This window comes from Bradyrhizobium sp. B039 (genome assembly GCF_038965675.1).
In the GTDB taxonomy this organism is placed as follows: Bacteria; Pseudomonadota; Alphaproteobacteria; order Rhizobiales; family Xanthobacteraceae; genus Bradyrhizobium; species Bradyrhizobium diazoefficiens.
In genome coordinates this window covers 8,453,796-8,470,257 of record NZ_CP152416.1, presented here as the reverse complement: position 1 = coordinate 8,470,257, position 16,462 = coordinate 8,453,796, and the positions used below count along the sequence as shown (strand labels likewise).

Annotated in this window: 16 protein-coding genes and 1 riboswitch; of the genes, 13 read left to right on the top strand and 3 right to left on the bottom strand. The window is 65.0% G+C overall.

Annotated features, from left to right (window positions below; all coding sequences use genetic code 11):
* Positions 1-63: 63 nt before the first annotated feature.
* The 6 genes from pstS (at position 64) to phoB (ending at position 5,322) form a co-directional block, all read left to right on the top strand.
* The gene (gene pstS / locus AAFG50_RS40000; RefSeq protein WP_028172737.1) at positions 64-1,077 is read left to right on the top strand and encodes a phosphate ABC transporter substrate-binding protein PstS; all 1,014 of its coding nucleotides are present in this window, start codon (positions 64-66) and stop codon (positions 1,075-1,077) included.
* A gap of 129 nt (positions 1,078-1,206) precedes the next feature.
* Positions 1,207-2,196, top strand: coding sequence for a phosphate ABC transporter permease subunit PstC (gene pstC / locus AAFG50_RS39995; RefSeq protein WP_028172738.1), 990 nt, complete (start codon positions 1,207-1,209; stop codon positions 2,194-2,196).
* Positions 2,197-2,200: 4 nt separating this feature from the next.
* On the top strand, positions 2,201-3,046 hold the full coding sequence (gene pstA, locus AAFG50_RS39990) for a phosphate ABC transporter permease PstA (protein WP_011083913.1): 846 nt from the start codon (positions 2,201-2,203) through the stop codon (positions 3,044-3,046).
* Positions 3,043-3,864: a phosphate ABC transporter ATP-binding protein PstB gene (gene pstB / locus AAFG50_RS39985; RefSeq protein ID WP_011083914.1), complete on the top strand. Its 822-nt coding sequence runs from the start codon at positions 3,043-3,045 to the stop codon at positions 3,862-3,864. The genes pstA and pstB overlap by 4 nt, the downstream gene beginning before the upstream one ends.
* A gap of 11 nt (positions 3,865-3,875) precedes the next feature.
* Complete coding sequence (gene phoU, locus AAFG50_RS39980) at positions 3,876-4,592, top strand: phosphate signaling complex protein PhoU (protein WP_011083915.1); 717 nt, start codon at positions 3,876-3,878, stop codon at positions 4,590-4,592.
* A gap of 22 nt (positions 4,593-4,614) precedes the next feature.
* Entirely contained in the window at positions 4,615-5,322 is a 708-nt protein-coding gene (gene phoB / locus AAFG50_RS39975) for a phosphate regulon transcriptional regulator PhoB (RefSeq protein ID WP_008143479.1), read from the top strand.
* Positions 5,323-5,555: 233 nt separating this feature from the next.
* On the opposite strand, the gene AAFG50_RS39970 is transcribed toward phoB, so the two are convergent.
* Positions 5,556-6,065 (bottom strand): GcrA family cell cycle regulator, encoded by a 510-nt coding sequence (locus AAFG50_RS39970; RefSeq protein WP_011083916.1) that lies wholly within the window; start codon positions 6,063-6,065, stop codon positions 5,556-5,558.
* Positions 6,066-6,519: 454 nt separating this feature from the next.
* Here AAFG50_RS39970 and AAFG50_RS39965 point away from each other — a divergent pair, with 454 nt between their 5' ends.
* From AAFG50_RS39965 to AAFG50_RS39955, 3 genes are all read left to right on the top strand, one after another.
* Complete coding sequence (locus AAFG50_RS39965; RefSeq protein WP_028172739.1) at positions 6,520-7,728, top strand: aspartate aminotransferase family protein; 1,209 nt, start codon at positions 6,520-6,522, stop codon at positions 7,726-7,728.
* Complete coding sequence (gene argF, locus AAFG50_RS39960; RefSeq protein WP_011083918.1) at positions 7,728-8,651, top strand: ornithine carbamoyltransferase; 924 nt, start codon at positions 7,728-7,730, stop codon at positions 8,649-8,651. Before AAFG50_RS39965 ends, argF begins: the two co-directional genes overlap by 1 nt.
* A 158-nt stretch (positions 8,652-8,809) precedes the next feature.
* Positions 8,810-9,817, top strand: coding sequence for an Hsp33 family molecular chaperone (locus AAFG50_RS39955; RefSeq protein WP_028172740.1), 1,008 nt, complete (start codon positions 8,810-8,812; stop codon positions 9,815-9,817).
* A 218-nt stretch (positions 9,818-10,035) separates the two neighbouring features.
* Here the strand turns inward: AAFG50_RS39955 and apaG are convergent, their stop codons facing one another.
* Positions 10,036-10,428, bottom strand: coding sequence for a Co2+/Mg2+ efflux protein ApaG (apaG, locus tag AAFG50_RS39950; protein ID WP_028172741.1), 393 nt, complete (start codon positions 10,426-10,428; stop codon positions 10,036-10,038).
* 196 nt (positions 10,429-10,624) lie between these two features.
* Here apaG and AAFG50_RS39945 point away from each other — a divergent pair, with 196 nt between their 5' ends.
* From AAFG50_RS39945 to AAFG50_RS39935, 3 genes are read left to right on the top strand one after another with little or no spacing between them, the layout of a single operon-like run.
* Complete coding sequence (locus AAFG50_RS39945; protein WP_011083921.1) at positions 10,625-11,872, top strand: OpgC domain-containing protein; 1,248 nt, start codon at positions 10,625-10,627, stop codon at positions 11,870-11,872.
* On the top strand, positions 11,872-12,651 hold the full coding sequence (locus tag AAFG50_RS39940) for a lipolytic enzyme (protein ID WP_028172742.1): 780 nt from the start codon (positions 11,872-11,874) through the stop codon (positions 12,649-12,651). The genes AAFG50_RS39945 and AAFG50_RS39940 overlap by 1 nt, the downstream gene beginning before the upstream one ends.
* Positions 12,652-12,663: 12 nt before the next feature.
* Complete coding sequence (locus AAFG50_RS39935; protein ID WP_028172743.1) at positions 12,664-13,656, top strand: SGNH/GDSL hydrolase family protein; 993 nt, start codon at positions 12,664-12,666, stop codon at positions 13,654-13,656.
* Between the two features lie 126 nt (positions 13,657-13,782).
* Here the strand turns inward: AAFG50_RS39935 and AAFG50_RS39930 are convergent, their stop codons facing one another.
* Complete coding sequence (locus AAFG50_RS39930; RefSeq protein ID WP_028172744.1) at positions 13,783-14,970, bottom strand: O-succinylhomoserine sulfhydrylase; 1,188 nt, start codon at positions 14,968-14,970, stop codon at positions 13,783-13,785.
* Between the two features lie 74 nt (positions 14,971-15,044).
* A riboswitch (SAM riboswitch) is annotated at positions 15,045-15,124 on the bottom strand.
* A gap of 110 nt (positions 15,125-15,234) precedes the next feature.
* Here AAFG50_RS39930 and AAFG50_RS39925 point away from each other — a divergent pair.
* Positions 15,235-16,341 (top strand): 2'-deoxycytidine 5'-triphosphate deaminase, encoded by a 1,107-nt coding sequence (locus AAFG50_RS39925; RefSeq protein WP_028172745.1) that lies wholly within the window; start codon positions 15,235-15,237, stop codon positions 16,339-16,341.
* Positions 16,342-16,462 lie beyond the last annotated feature (121 nt).

Genomic DNA, 16,462 nt, shown 5'->3' with positions numbered 1-16,462 from the left:
GGGGCGGCACGGGGAGCGCGATCGGGCGCGGATGGCGCTTCGCTCCCCTGTATGGAGACCAGCATGAATTTCCTCAAAACGATCGTCGCTGCCGGCTTGGTCGCCGCATCGACGACGGCAGCCTTTGCTGCCGATATCACCGGCGCCGGCGCGACGTTCCCGTTCCCGATCTATTCCAAGTGGGCTGACGCCTACAAGAAAGAGACCGGCAACGGTCTGAACTACCAGTCGATCGGCTCCGGCGGCGGCATCAAGCAGATCCAGGCCAAGACCGTGACCTTCGGCGCCAGCGACGCGCCGCTCAAGGCCGAGCAGCTCGAGAAGGACGGCCTCGTCCAGTGGCCGATGGTGATGGGTGCCATCGTTCCGGTCGTCAACATCGAGGGCGTGAAGCCGGGCGAGATGGTGTTCGACGGCGAGACGCTCGCCAGCATCTATCTCGGCAAGATCACCAAGTGGGACGATGCCGCGATCAAGAAGCTCAATCCGAGCCTGAAGCTGCCCTCGGAGGCGATCACCGTCGTCCGCCGCTCCGACGGTTCGGGCACCACCTTCAACTTCACCAACTACCTCTCCAAGGCCAGCGCGGACTGGAAGAGCAAGGTCGGCGAGGGCACGGCCGTCGAGTGGCCGGTCGGCGTCGGCGCCAAGGGCAACGAGGGCGTGTCCGGCAACATCGGCCAGACCAAGAACTCGATCGGTTACGTCGAGTACGCCTATGCCAAGCAGAACAAGCTGACCTACACCGGTCTCGTCAACAAGGCCGGCAAGCCGGTGCAGCCGACCGTCGAGGCCTTCCAGGCGGCCGCCTCGAACGCCGACTGGGCCAAGGCGCCCGGCTACTACGTCATCCTGACCGACCAGCCCGGCGAGAAGTCCTGGCCGATCACGGCGGCGACCTTCATCCTCATGCACAAGGATGCCACCGACAAGGCGGCCTCGCAGGAAGCCATCAAGTTCTTCCGCTGGGCCTTCAAGAACGGCGGCAAGGCGGCTGAGGAGCTCGACTACATCCCGATGCCCGAGGGCGTCGTGACCCTGATCGAGAAGACCTGGGCTGCCGAGATCAAGAGCTAAGCGCTGCTGTCCCGGCCTGGGTGCCGGGATCTCAAAAGACCTCCGCTCCGGATCGGCCCCGTGCCGCATCCGGAGCGCAAGACCAACAACAAGCGTATATAACGGGTACAGGGGATCGGCGTGGCAGAGATGGCCGTTCAGAGCGATGTAATCGACGACGCCGGACCGTACGATCGCGCCAAGGCCTTGAGCGCGTTCAAGCTCGGCGACGTCACCTTCTACTGGATCACGCGGCTCTCCGCGATCTCGGTGCTGCTGATCCTCGGCGGCATCATCGTTTCGCTGATCGTCGGCGCTTTCCCGGCGATCAAGGAATACGGCTTCTCCTTCCTGTGGACGCAGCGCTGGGCGCCGTCGGCGGATCCGCCCGTGCTCGGCGCGCTCGGGCCGATGTACGGCACGCTCGTCACCTCGTTCATCGCGATGCTGATTGCCATTCCCGTTGGCCTCGGCATTGCGATCTTCCTCACCGAGCTCTGTCCGCAATGGCTGCGCCGCCCGATCGGCATGGCGATCGAGCTGCTCGCCGGCATTCCCTCGATCATCTACGGCATGTGGGGCTTCTTCGTGCTGGGCCCGTTCCTGGCCAACACCTTCCAGCCCTTCATGATCAAGATCTTCGACGGCGTTCCTGTCTTGGGCGCGATCTTCGCGGGTCCCCCGTCCTATCTCAGCCTGTTCAACGCCGCGCTGATCCTCGCCATCATGGTGCTGCCCTTCATCACCTCGATCTCGGTCGACGTATTCAAGACGGTGCCGCCGGTGCTGAAGGAGGCCGCCTACGGCGTCGGCTGCACCACCTGGGAAGTCGTGCGCAGCGTGGTGATCCCCTACACCCGCGTCGGCGTCATCGGCGGCGTCATGCTGGCGCTGGGCCGCGCGCTCGGCGAGACCATGGCGGTGACGTTCATCATCGGCAACTCGTTCCGCATCTCCTCCTCGATCTTCGCGCCGGGCACCACGATCTCGGCGGCGATCGCATCCGAGTTCGCCGAGAGCGACGGCCTGCACCAGTCCGGCCTGATCCTGCTCGGCCTGCTGCTGTTCGTGCTGACGTTCTTCGTGCTCGCAGCGGCACGGCTGATGCTGATGCGGCTGGAAAAGAAGGCGGGGAACTAACGCCATGAACCCGATCTATTCACGCCGCCGCCGCAAGGACATCGTCGTTCGCGGACTCTGCATCGCCGCCGCCGCCTTCGGCGTCACCTGGCTTGCGCTGATCCTGATCACGCTGCTTTACAACGGCATCGCCGGTCTGAACCTCGAGATTTTCGTGGCAGATACGCCGCCGCCGGGCTCGACCGAAGGCGGCCTGCGCAACGCCATCGTCGGTTCGATCATCATGACCGTGCTCGGCGTCGGCATTGGCGCGCCGCTCGGCCTGTTCGCCGGCACCTATCTCGCCGAATACGGCCGCAACGACCGCCTGACCTCGGTGATCCGCTTCATCAACGACATCCTGCTCTCGGCGCCCTCGATCATCATCGGCCTGTTCATCTACGGCGCGGTGGTGGTGCCGATGCGCGGCTTCTCGGCGATCGCAGGCAGCCTCGCGCTCGCCGTCATCGTCATCCCGGTGGTGCTGCGCACGACCGAGGACATGCTGCTGCTGGTGCCGAACGCGCTGCGCGAGGCGGCGTCCGCGCTCGGCCTGCCGCGCTCGCTGGTGATCAAGCGGATCGCCTATCGTGCCGCCCGCTCCGGCCTCATCACCGGCGTGTTGCTAGCCACCGCCCGCGTCGCCGGCGAGACCGCGCCGCTGCTCTTCACCGCGCTGTCGAACCAGTTCTTCAGTCTTGGCCTGAACAAGACGATGGCGAACCTGCCGGTCACCATCAACAACTTCGTCCAGAGCCCCTACGCCTATTGGAAGCAGCTCGCCTGGAGCGGCGCGCTGCTGATCACGATTACCGTGCTTGCCCTGAATATTGGCGCACGCATCCTTGGCGCCGAGAGGACCGCAAAATGAGTGAGCTTTCCGTATCGATGAGCGCGGCCGGTGGGCTGCCCCAGGCGCCGCTGCTGCCGGAAGCGCCGGCCAAGGTGACGGTGCGCAACCTCAACTTCTATTACGGCGAGCACCACGCGCTGAAGAACATCAACCTGACGCTCGGCACCAACCGCGTCACCGCGTTCATCGGCCCGTCCGGCTGCGGCAAGTCGACCCTGCTGCGCATCTTCAACCGGATGTACGACCTCTATCCGGGGCAGCGCGCCACCGGCCAGCTCATGCTCGACCAGACCAACATCCTCGACGGCAAGCTCGACCTCAACCTGCTGCGCGCCCGCGTCGGCATGGTGTTCCAGAAGCCGACGCCGTTCCCGATGACGATCTACGAGAACATCGCCTTCGGCATCCGCCTCTACGAGAAGATCTCGAAGTCCGAGATGGACGACCGCGTCGAGAAGGCGCTGCGCGGCGGCGCGCTGTGGAACGAGGTCAAGGACAAGCTCAACGCCTCCGGCCTGTCGCTCTCCGGCGGCCAGCAGCAGCGCCTCTGCATCGCCCGCACCGTCGCGGTGCGGCCCGAGGTGATCCTGTTCGACGAGCCCTGCTCGGCGCTCGACCCGATCTCGACCGCCAAGGTCGAGGAGCTGATCCAGGAACTGTCCGAGAACTACACGATCGCGATCGTCACCCACAACATGCAGCAGGCGGCGCGCGTCTCCGACAAGACCGCGTTCATGTATCTCGGCGAGCTGATCGAGTTCGACGACACCAGCAAGATCTTCACGTCGCCGAGCGACCGGCGCACGCAGGATTACATCACCGGCCGGTTCGGCTGAGGAGACGGGACATGGGTTCTGAACATACCGCAAAGGCCTTCGACACCGACCTCCAGGAGCTCACCCGGCTCGTCGCCGAGATGGGCGGGATCGCCGAGCGCATGATCGTCGATTCCGTCGACGCGCTGATCCGCCGAGACGTCGCGCTCGGCCAGCGCGTCGTCGCCACCGACACCGAGCTCGACGCGCTGCAGAAGCGCATCGAGGAGCGCGCCGTGCTCACCATCGCCCGCCGCCAGCCGATGGCGGTCGATCTGCGCGAGATCGTCGGCGCCATGCGCGTTGCGACCGATCTCGAGCGCATCGGCGACCTTGCCAAGAACATGGGCAAGCGCGTCGCGGCGCTGGAGACGGATTTCCATCCGCTCAAGCTGTTCCGCGGCCTCGAGCACATGACCGACCTCGTGCAGCAGCAGGTCAAGTCGGTGCTGGACGCCTATGCCGCGCATGATCTGCCGGCGGCGATGGCGGTGTGGAAGGGCGACGAGGAAGTCGACGCCATCTGCACCTCGCTGTTCCGCGAGCTCCTCACCTACATGATGGAGGATCCGCGCAACATCTCGTTCTGCATCCATCTGATGTTCTGCGCCAAGAACATCGAGCGGATCGGCGACCACGCCACCAACATCGCCGAGACCGTGTTCTACATGATCGAGGGCCAGGCGATCACCGACAAGCGACCGAAGGGCGACATGACGACCTTCGCCACGACGGTCCCGAATACCTGAAGACTTAAGGAGCGACGACACCATGGGCGCACGCATTATGGTGGTTGAGGACGAGGAAGCTCTCACCGAGCTTCTCCGCTACAACCTCGAAGGCGACGGCTATGATGTGGAGACGGTGATGCGCGGCGACGACGCCGACACCCGCCTCAAGGAACACATCCCCGATCTGATCGTACTCGACTGGATGCTGCCGGGCCTGTCGGGCATCGAGCTGTGCCGCCGGCTGCGGACCCGGCCCGAGACCAAGCAGCTCCCGATCATCATGCTCACCGCGCGCGGCGAGGAGAGCGAGCGGGTGCGGGGTCTTGCGACCGGCGCCGACGACTACATCGTCAAGCCGTTCTCGGTGCCGGAGCTCTTGGCACGCGTGAAGGGCCTGCTGCGGCGCGCAAGCCCGGAGCGGCTCGCCACGGTGCTGGCCTATGGCGACATCGAGCTCGATCGCGACAAGCGCCGCGTCGCGCGCTCGGGCCGGCCGATCGACCTCGGCCCGACCGAATATCGCCTCTTGGAGTTCTTCCTGGAGCATCCCGGCCGCGTGTTCTCGCGCGAGCAGCTGCTCGACAGCGTCTGGGGCCGCGACATCTACATCGACGAGCGCACCGTCGACGTCCACATCGGCCGCCTGCGCAAGCTGCTCAATCTCGGCCGCGAGCAGGATCCCATCCGCACCGTCCGCGGCGCCGGCTACGCGCTGGATGATCGCTTTGCGAAGGCGGAGCAGACGTAAGCTAGGGGCGAGTTGGTTTGGCGAGCTGTCGCCACGATATCGGTGTCGTCCCGGCGAAGGCCGGGACCCATAACCCCAGGGCGCAATTGTTTGCGCGACAAGGGTAACTCCGTGTCCCCGTAACCACATCTGCTGGTGGTTATGGGTCCCGGCCTTCGCCGGGACGACATCGGAGTGTGTCGATCCGTCATCGCGTGACGGCGCCGTCTTTGCAATCAGCTAGAGCGACAAACTCACCGCGAGGGCTTCGCCGGTGCGCGCCGGCGATCCGCGGCGGGCTGATATGCCACGCGCGAGTGCTGCGCGCAGTAGGGCAGGCCCGACAGCGCCCTGCCGCCGCAGAAGAAGAAATCCGGGCTCGAGGGATCGCCGACCGGCCAGTGGCAGGTCGCCTCGTTCAGCTCCAGCAGCGACAGCCGCTGGCTCATCGGCACCACGTTGTCGTAGGTGACCGGTTCGGCCTCCACCTCGACCTCGAAGGCCTGCGCCAGCGCGGTGTTGCCGCGCGCAATGGGGCGGCTCACCCGCATCATGTGCTGCGCGGGGCGCGCCTTGCGCGGCCGCGGAGCCGCCGATGAGGGGCTCTTGGCGCGGCCGGATAGGCCGAGCCTGTGTACCTTGCCGATCACGGCATTGCGGGTCACGTTCCCGAGCTCGGCTGCGATCTGGCTGGCCGATAATCCGGCCTCCCAGAGCTTTTTCAACTGCTCGACGCGATCGTCGGACCAGGTCAAAACCGTCATTGCACCCTTTCCCTCGCCGTGCGGCTGCCATCCTGGCGCCTCGCGGCGAATGCCTAAGCCTCGAAAAACCCGTGCCGTCAGAATCCCTTAAGGCTCGCCGGGCGCGCCGATAACGCCCGAACGTCTACGCCGGTACATGAGGACTTAGAGGATCAGAAACACTGCACGAGATGTCGTATCTGACAAGCCAAACGCTACAATATGGCGTGACTCACGCGCAAGAGTCCGCCGACTCGCTTCCACATGTTCCGTGGCGAAAACCCCGCAATTTCGGCTCCGCAAGACTACGGATTCAGCGTTTCGCGAGGCTTTCGGGCGGCATTGACACCGGTTTCACCAGGCATAAGATAGTGTCACGTGCCGCCCTTAAAAGGCGGCACGTTTCGTTTTCCGGGCCGGTCAATGGTGCGCTGCGTGAGCGTGTTCAGGCCGTCCGCAACATCAAGTGATCGTCATGACTAACAGCGCAGCGCCGCATTTGCTTCCCGTTTTCGCCAGATCCGACCTCGGTTTCGAGCGCGGCGAAGGCTGCTGGCTGATTGCGACCAATGGCGATCGCTATCTCGATTTTACCTCGGGCGTCGCCGTGAACGCGCTCGGCCATGCCCATCCCGCGCTGGTCAAGGCGCTGCAGGAGCAGGCCACAAAACTCTGGCACATGTCGAACCTGTTCCAGAGTCCGGACGGCGAGAAGCTCGCTGCGCGCCTGTGCAATGAAAGCTTCGCGGACTTCGTGTTCTTCTGCAATTCCGGCGCCGAGGCGCTGGAAGGTGTGATCAAGCTGGTCCGCCATCATCACTTCTCCAAGGGGCATCCGGAACGTTACCGCATCATCACCTTCGAAGGCGCCTTCCATGGCCGCACGCTGGCGACGCTGGCTGCGACGGGATCTGCAAAATATCTCGAAGGTTTTGGTCCGCCGATGGATGGCTTCGACCAGGTCCCGCATGGCGACATCGAGGCCGTGAAGAAGGCAATCGGTCCGCAGACCGCCGGCATCCTGATCGAGCCGATTCAGGGCGAGGGCGGCGTGCGTTCCGCAACGCCTGCGTTCCTCAAGGCATTGCGCCAGCTTTGCGACGAGAAGGGCCTGCTGCTCGCCTTCGACGAGGTGCAGACCGGCATGGGCCGCACCGGCGATCTGTTCGCGCATCGGCGTACCGGCGTCACACCTGACGTGATGTCGCTGGCCAAGGCGCTCGGCGGCGGCTTCCCGATCGGTGCGATCCTGGCCACCGCGGACGCGGCGGCCGGCATGGGTCCCGGCTCGCACGGATCGACCTTCGGCGGCAATCCGCTCGCGATCTCGGCTGCGAATGCCGTGCTCGACGTCATGCTGAAGCCCGGCTTCTTCGATCACGTGCAGAAGATGTCGCTGCTGCTCAAGCAGAAGCTCGCCTCCGTGATCGACCGTCATGGCGATGTCGTCAGCGAGGTGCGCGGCGAGGGCCTCCTGATCGGCATCAAGGCCGTGGTGCCATCAGGCGATCTCGTCGCGGCGCTGCGCAACGAGAAGCTGCTCACGGTCGGCGCCGGCGACAATGTCGTGCGTTTCCTGCCGCCCTTGATCGTCACCGAAGCCGAGATTGAGGACAGCGTCGGGCGGCTCGAACGCGCCTGCGCCGCGATCTCGTCCAGTCAGACCAAGCGGGCGGCAAGCTGATGAGCAAGTCGCCGAAGCACTTCCTCGATATCAACGAGCTCCCGCTGTCGGAGCTCAAGAGCATGCTCGATGCCTCCTCCGCCATGAAGGCGAAGCAGAAGGCGCATCAGCCGGTGAGGCCGCTCGAAGGCAAGACGCTGGCGATGATCTTCGAGCGCCCGTCGACCCGTACGCGGGTGTCGTTCGACGTCGCCATGCGCCAGCTCGGCGGCGAGCCCATCATGCTCACCGGCGCCGAGATGCAACTCGGCCGCGGCGAGACCATCGCCGACACCGCGCGCGTGCTGTCGCGCTATGTCGACGCCATCATGATCCGTATCCTCAACCACGACGCCTTGCTCGAGCTTGCGGCCAACGCGACCGTGCCCGTCATCAACGGCCTGACGCGGCGCTCGCATCCCTGCCAGGTGATGGCCGACCTTCTGACCTATCAGGAGCACCGCGGCCCGATCGAGGGCCGGACGGTGGCCTGGACCGGCGATGACAACAACGTGCTGGCGTCCTGGGCGCATGCCGCGGAGCGCTTCAAGTTTCAGCTCAATGTCGCAACGCCTCCGGAGCTTGCGCCGAAGAAGGCGATGCGCGACTGGATCAAGGCTTCAGGCGCGCCGATCATGCTCGGCACCGATCCGGAAGCCGCCGTGCGCGGCGCCGATTGCGTCGTCACCGACACATGGGTGTCGATGGGCGACAAGGAGGGCGAGCACCGCCACAACGTGCTCAAGCCCTACCAGGTCAATGCCAAACTGATGTCGCTGGCCAAGCCCGACGCGCTGTTCATGCACTGCCTGCCCGCCCATCGCGGCGAGGAGGTCACCGACGAGGTGATCGACGGTCCGCAATCGGTCGTGTTCGACGAGGCCGAAAACCGCCTGCACGCGCAGAAGGGTATTCTGGCCTGGTGTTTTGACGCGGTGAAGTAAGTTTGGCGTAGGCTTGGCGGCCGCCTCACATGCAACTGTCGTCCTGGCGAACGCCAGGACGACGCGGAGGTTGCCGTCCTTGCATACGTCCATTCTGCATTGCCGGATGCAGCCGGAACCCCTTCCATTTCCCACCCACCGACCCCAGATAGACGGCCATGGATTCCCAATCCCCTGACATGAAAACCAGGCCGGAAGGCCCGGTTCGCGCACCATCAGCGGTTCCGATCGACGACGCCGCGCTGCCCTACGAGGTCGACGCGCTCGACGTGCGCGGCCGGCTGGTGCGGCTCGGTCCGGCGCTCGACGACATCCTGACCAAGCACGATTATCCCGCGCCCGTCGGCAAGCTGCTCGGCGAGGCCATCGTGCTGACGACGCTGCTCGGCTCGGCGCTGAAATTCGAGGGCCGCTTCATCCTCCAGGCCCAGACCGACGGCCCGGTGTCGTTCCTGGTGGTGGACTACAAGGCGCCGGACCAGCTTCGCGCCTATGCCCGCTTTGACGCCTCGCGCCTGGGCACGGCGAAGGATTCCGGCGCGCTGCTCGGCCGCGGCCATCTCGCCATGACCATCGACCAGGGCCCCGACATGAGCCGCTACCAGGGTCTGGTCGCGCTCGACGGCGGCAGCCTCGAAGACGCCGCCCACGAATATTTCCTGCGCTCCGAGCAGATCCCGACGCGCGTGCGTCTTGCGGTCGGCGAGGAGTGGCGCTCGAACGACGGCGGCAGGCATCGCTGGCGCGCCGGCGGCATGTTGATGCAGTTTCTGCCGAAGGCGCCGGAGCGCGCGCGGCAGGCGGACTTGCATCCCGGCGATGCGCCCGAGGGCGCCGAAGTGCACGCCGTCGCCGAAGATGACGCCTGGGTCGAGGCGCGCTCGCTGGTCGAGACCGTCGAGGACGTCGAGCTGATCGATCCGGAACTGTCCGGCGAGCGGCTGCTCTACCGCCTCTTCCACGAGCGTGGCGTGCGCGTGTTCAAGCCGCTGGTCCTGAAGGCGCAATGCTCCTGCTCGCGCGATGCGGTCGCCGCGATGCTGAAGAGCTTCTCGCCGGACGATCGCGCCGCGATGGTCAAGGACGACAAGGTCGTTGTCACCTGCGAGTTCTGCTCGTCGGTGTACGATTTCACGCCCGATGAGGCGGGCGTGGAGGACGCGTAACTCTATCGTCCGTCATTGCCAGCGCAGCGAAGCAATCCAGAGTCTTTCCGCAGTGGCAGTCTGGATTGCTTCGCTGCGCTGGCAATGACGACGGGGAAACAGCCTGCCAAGTGCTCGGACATCGTAGGGTGGGCAAAGCGTAAGCGTGCCCACCATCTTTCCGCGTCACCACCGAAATGGTGGGCACGCTTCGCTTTGCCCACCCCACGGCCCCGCCCCTAGTTCAACACCCGCTTGTTGTCCGGGCTATCCAGCGAAAACGTCGGCACGTCGATCTCGAAGCGTTCGCCGCTTTCGCTGACCATCTGGTAGCGGCCGGTCATGAAGCCGGAGGCGGTCGAAAGCGGCACGCCGGAGGTGTATTCGAAGCGCTCGCCGGGGGCCAGGGTCGGCTGCTCGCCGACCACGCCCTCGCCCTTCACCTCCTGCTGGCGGCCGGTGGCATCGGTGATGATCCAGTGCCGCGTCTTGAGCTGCACGGTCTCCTCGCCCGAATTGGTGATGACGATGGTGTAGGACCAGAAGTAGCGGGAGCGGTCGGCCGACGACTGTTCCGGAACAAAGTTCGGCTCGACGGTCACTTCGATCTGGCGGGTCACGGCGCGGTACATGGCTGCCATCATAACGAAAACCCGGCCGGGAACCAAACGCCGCAAGCGGCTTTCGCGACATCGTCCCGCCAGAATTCGCGGAGAAAGACACCCCAAAGAAAGACACCCTTATGTGATCCGGCCGCTTTGCGAGACGACGGCCGGACCGGTACAATCCCTATAACGTCGCGATTTGTGTGAGGGTTTCCAGGCCCCGATGACCATTGCGGACCAAGTGACGGGATCGACGATCGCGGGGGCCAAGCCTGCGGATGCAAAGCCGCGTGCGGCCGCGCCGGCCATCTCTCTGCCCGCCATCGGCGAGCGCGAGCTCCGGCTCGACCTGTTCCGCGGCCTCGCGCTGTGGCTGATCTTCATCGACCATCTGCCGTCGAGTCTTTTGACTTGGTTCACGATCCGCAATTACGGCTTCAGCGACGCCACCGAGATCTTCATCTTCATCTCCGGCTACACCGCCGCCTTCGTCTACGGCCGCGCGATGCTGGAGAGCGGCGTCGTCATCGCCACCGCGCGCATCATGCGCCGGGTCTGGCAGATCTATGTCGCCCACGTCTTCCTGTTCACGATCTTCCTCGCCGAGATCTCCTACGTCGCGACCAGCTTCGAGAACCCGCTCTACACTGAAGAGATGGGCATCATGGACTTTCTCAAGCAGCCCGACGTCACCATCGTGCAGGCGCTGCTGTTGCGCTTCCGTCCCGTCAACATGGACGTGCTGCCGCTCTACATCGTGCTGATGCTGGCGCTGCCTTTGATCCTGTGGTCGATGAAGTGGAAGCCCGATGTCACGCTCGGCCTCTCGGTCGTGCTCTACGCGGTCACCTGGGAATACGACCTCTACTTCTCCGCCTATCCGAACGGCTTCTGGGCGTTCAATCCGCTGGCCTGGCAATTGCTGTTCGTCTTCGGTGCATGGTGTGCGCTTGGAGGTGCGCGGCGCATGTCGCGTATTCTGGCTTCACCGGTGACGATGTGGATCGCGATCGCCTATATCGTCGCGGCGTTCTACGTGACGCTGACCTGGTATGTGCCGCAGCTCTCGCATCTGATGCCGAAGCGGCTCGAGCAGTGGATGTATCCGATCGACAAGACCGACCTCGACGTGCTGCGCTTCACGCATTTCCTGGCGCTGGCAGCGCTCACCGTGCGCTTCCTGCCGCGCGACTGGCCGGGCCTGAAATCGCCCTGGCTGCGGCCGCTGATCCTGTGCGGCTCGCATTCCCTGGAGATCTTCTGCCTCGGCGTGTTCCTGGCCTTCGCCGGTCATTTCATCCTGGCCGAGGTCTCCGGCGGCGCCGTCATGCATGCGGTGATTAGTCTCTCCGGAATCCTGATCATGTGGGGCGTGGCCTGGGTGATTTCGTGGTACAAGCGCGTAGCTGACAAGAGCGGTGCGAAAACCAAGAACGCCGTCGGCAACGCCGATCTGGCGGGAGGGGGCTGATGAAGGCGAAGGTTCTCCTGAGCCTGATCCTGCTATGCGGTGGCCTCGCCGCGCCGTCGGCGCGCGCGGAGGATGCTGCGCCGCCCGCTCCGGCCGCGCCCGCAGCCTGCGAATTGCCGTCCTATCTGCTCACCAGCGAAAGCCAGCTTCCCAAGGTCGCCGACGCCATCAAGGCCGGCAAACCGCTCGAAATCCTGGTCATCGGCAGCCGTTCGACCACGATTCCGGCCTCCGAGGACGCTTCCTATCCGGCACGCATGCAGGCCATTTTGAAGGACAAGCTGTCGCCATCGGAAGTTGTGCACGTCTCCGTAGAAATACAGAGCAAGAAGACGGCAGAGGAGGCGGCCGCCAGCTTCGTTAAGCTGATGGAAGCAAAAAGGCCTACTTTGGTCATCTGGCAGACCGGGACCGTGGATGCTATCCGAGCAATCGATCCCGACGATTTTCGCGGTGCGGTGACCGGAGGGGTTTCCGCATTGCAAAATGCAGGGGCTGACGTCGTGTTGATGAACTTGCAGTACAGCCCGCGTACCGAAACCATGATCTCGGTGCCGCCCTATCTCGACAATATGCGGGTGGTGGCACAGGAGCACGACATCCCGCTGTTCGACCGTTTCGCGATCATGCGGCAGTGGAATGATCAGGGTCAGTTCGACCTGTTCAGCCCGTCCCGCGGGCCTGAGCTCGCGAAACAGGTCCACGATTGCCTTGGCCGGGCGTTGGCACAGTTCGTGATCGACGCAGCCCATCTGGGGCCGGCCCAGCAGCAAAATTGAGGTCTAGTGTTAATGAGTTCTATCCGCCCTTTTTGCCTGACGGCATGGCTGGCAGCACCCGTGGCGGCGGCGCTGCTGTTGCTGACTCCTGTTTCGCAGTCGCGCGCGCAGGCGCAGGCCGCGCAGGCAACGCCCGCGCCCGCGCAGGCCGCTAATCCCGCTCCGGCATCGCCCTCCCAGACCACCGTCGCCGCGACATCTCCCGAACAGCGCGGCATCACCGCGCGCGCCATCGACAAGGTGAAGCAGGTCGCGAAATCCGCCGGTGACGTCTTCAACCGCGTCCCCTGCCTGCCGCCGAAGGGCGGCGCGAAGGCGATGGGCTCGCTGCCGCATGTCGCGGGCAAGCTCGTCGCCGGCAAGCCTGTCGTGATCGTCGCGTTCGGCTCGTCGTCGACCGCCGGCTACGGCGCAAGCTCGCCCGATTTCAACTATCCGAACCGTCTTGCGGCGCAGCTGCGCCGGCAATATCCGACCGCGGACATCACCGTCATCAATGCCGGCGTCGGCGGCGAGGACGCGCCCGAGATGATGAAGCGCCTCCAGAAGGAGGTGATCGACGTGCATCCGGACATGGTGATCTGGCAGGTCGGCACCAACGCCGTGCTGCGCAATCTCGATCCCGGCGACACCGCCAAGATGGTCGAGGACGGCATCGCCCGCATCCAGGCCGCCGGCGGCGCCGATATCGTGCTCGTCGATCCGCAATATTCGCCGGCCGTCAACCAGCGCAAGGAGAGTGCCGGCAAGATGGTGAAGCTGCTCGGCAAGGTCGCTGAGCTCCGTCACGTCGGCATCTTCCCGCGCTTCGAGGTGATGCGCGACTGGCACGAGAATCAATCGATCCCGGTCGAGAGCTTCGTGATCGCCGACGGCCTGCATATGAACGATTGGGGCTATGCCTGCTTCGCCCAGCTCCTCGGCGACGACATCATCCGCTCCGTCGGCCAGATCAAGCTCGGGGTCAACGTGCCCGGGGACGTGCGGGCGTACCGGCCGATGTAGTTCGGCTGCGTAGCCGTAGGGTGGGCAAAGGCGCGCTCTTCGCGCGCCGTGCCCACCATCTATCGCCAGCTCGGTGGTGAATGGTGGGCACGCTTCGCTTTGCCCACCCTACGGAGCTCGATCGCCTCACGCCCTCTCCAGCGCCGCCGTCAGATCCTCGATCAGATCGTCCGCATGCTCCAGCCCCGCGGAGAAGCGGATGAAGCCCTCGCTGATGCCGAGCGCGGCGCGGTCTTCCGGCTTCAGGCGCTGATGCGTCGTGGTCGCCGGATGGGTGACGAGGCTCTTGGCGTCGCCGAGATTGTTCGAGATCTTCGCAAGCTTGAGCTCGTTGAGCACGCGGAACGCGGCCGCCTTGCCGCCCTTGACCTCGAAGCCGACCAGCGTCGAGCCGCCGCGCATCTGCTTCTTCACGAGCGCTGCCTGCGGATGATCGGCGCGGCCGGGATAGATCAATCGCGAGATCTTCGGATGGCCGGCCAGCACTTCCGCAACGCGTGCCGCGGTGTCGGTCTGCGCGCGCACGCGCACGGCCAGCGTCTCCAGGCCCTTGAGCAAGACCCAGGCGTTGAACGGCGAGATCGACGGCCCGGTCTGGCGCATGAAATTGTGGAGGTGCTCGGCGACGAAGGCTTCCGACGACAGGATGATGCCGCCGAGGCAGCGGCCCTGGCCGTCGATGTGCTTGGTCGCGGAATAGACCACGACGTCGGCCCCTAGCGCGAGCGGGCTCTGCCAGATCGGCGTCGCAAACACGTTGTCGACGACGAGCCGCGCGCCGCCCTTGTGCGCGATCTCGGCGATGCCGGGGATGTCGAGCACGTCGAGCGTCGGGTTGGTCGGGCTCTCCAGGAAGAACGTCTTGGTGTTCGGCCGCAAGGCCCGCTGCCACTGGTCGAGATCGAGGCCGTCGACCAGCGTGGTTTCGATGCCGTAGCGCGGCAACAGATCCTGAATGACGTAGAGGCACGAGCCGAACAGCGCGCGGGAGGCGACCACGTGGTCGCCGGTCTTCAGCGGCGCCAGGATCGCGGTCGTCACCGCGGCCATGCCGGTCGCCGCCGAACGCGCCGCTTCGGCGCCTTCTAGCTCGATCATGCGGCGCTCGAACATCGAGATGGTCGGGTTCGAATAACGCGAATAGATGAAGCCGGGATCCTCGCCCTTGAACCGCGCCTCGCACTCCTCGGCGCTGTTGTAGACGTAGCCCTGGGTCAGGAACAGCGCCTCCGACGTCTCGCCGAATTGCGAGCGCAGGGTGCCGGAATGGACCAGGCGGGTTTCGGGACGGTAAGTGGCAGGCGACTTCGACATAGGTACCTCCGACATGACCGTCTCGTCGAAAACGGTCACAAAAAAACCGGCCTGGATATATCCACGGGCCGGGATCACAGAGGTCCCCGGCCTGTTTAGCGACTTATTTAACGTGGCTGCAAGCCGGCCGGCTCAAATCACCACGGGATAAGTGATGCTCATATTCCGCAATGGCCTTTCCGTCAAGGCGTCCATCGGATAGCCGTAAAAGGCTAGTATTTCCCGCACGTCCGGATGCGTTTGACCCCTGACGAGGACCCCCGGTTGAGCTTCACGATCGCCGCCGACGCCAATGGTATCCTGCCCGACCGCATGATCGCGGCGATGGCGGAGGCGGGCCTCATCCTGCCCGCATACGATTTCGTCGAAAGCCAGATCCAGCCGGCGAGCCTCGACCTCCGCCTCGGAGACATCGCCTATCGCGTCCGCGCCAGCTTCCTGCCTGGTCCCGGCGCCACGGTGGCCGAGCGCATCGACGAATTGAAGCTGCACGAGTTCAGCCTTGCCGACGGCGCGGTGCTGGAAACCAACTGCGTCTACATCGTGCCGCTGCTCGAGAGCCTGGCGCTGCCGCCGGAGATCGTCGCGGCTGCGAACCCCAAGAGCTCCACCGGCCGGCTCGACGTCTTCACCCGCGTGATCGCCGACGGCACCCGCCGCTTCGACATGATCGGCGCCGGCTATCACGGCCCGCTCTATGCCGAGATCAGCCCGAAGACATTTCCGGTGCTGGTGCGCGAGGGCTCGCGCCTGTCGCAGGTGCGCTTCCGCACCGGTGACGCCATCCTCAATGCCGACGAGCTCGATGCGCTGCATGCGTCCGAGCGCCTTGTCGACATCGACGATGCCGATCTGGCCGGCGGCGTCGCCGTCTCCGTCGATCTCTCCGGCGAGAAGGCGAGCGGCTTCGTCGGCTACCGTGCCAAGCGCCACACCGGCGTCGTCGATGTCGATCGCCGCTCCGGCTATTCCGTCGAGGACTTCTGGGAGCCGATCTCGGCCCGGCCCGACGGCAGCCTGATCCTCGATCCCGGCGAGTTCTACATCCTCGCCTCGAAAGAGGCCGTGCAGGTGCCACCCGACTTTGCAGCCGAGATGGTGCCGTTTGATCCGCTGGTCGGCGAATTCCGCGTGCACTATGCCGGCTTCTTCGATCCCGGCTTCGGCTATGCCGGTGCCGGCGGGTTGGGATCGCGCGCCGTGCTGGAGGTGCGCTCGCGCGAGGTGCCGTTCATCCTCGAGCACGGCCAGATCGTCGGCCGCCTCGTCTACGAGAAGATGCTCGCCCGCCCCGACGCGATGTACGGCCAGCGCATCGGCTCGAACTACCAGGCGCAGGGCTTGAAGCTCTCGAAACATTTTCGGGTGTAGCGACATCTCCAACTGTCATGCCCCGGCTCGACCGGGGCATCCAGTACGCCGCGGCGTCTCGATTCAATCATAACTGTCTCTGGAATACTGGATCGCCCGGTCTTCGCCGGGCGATGACACC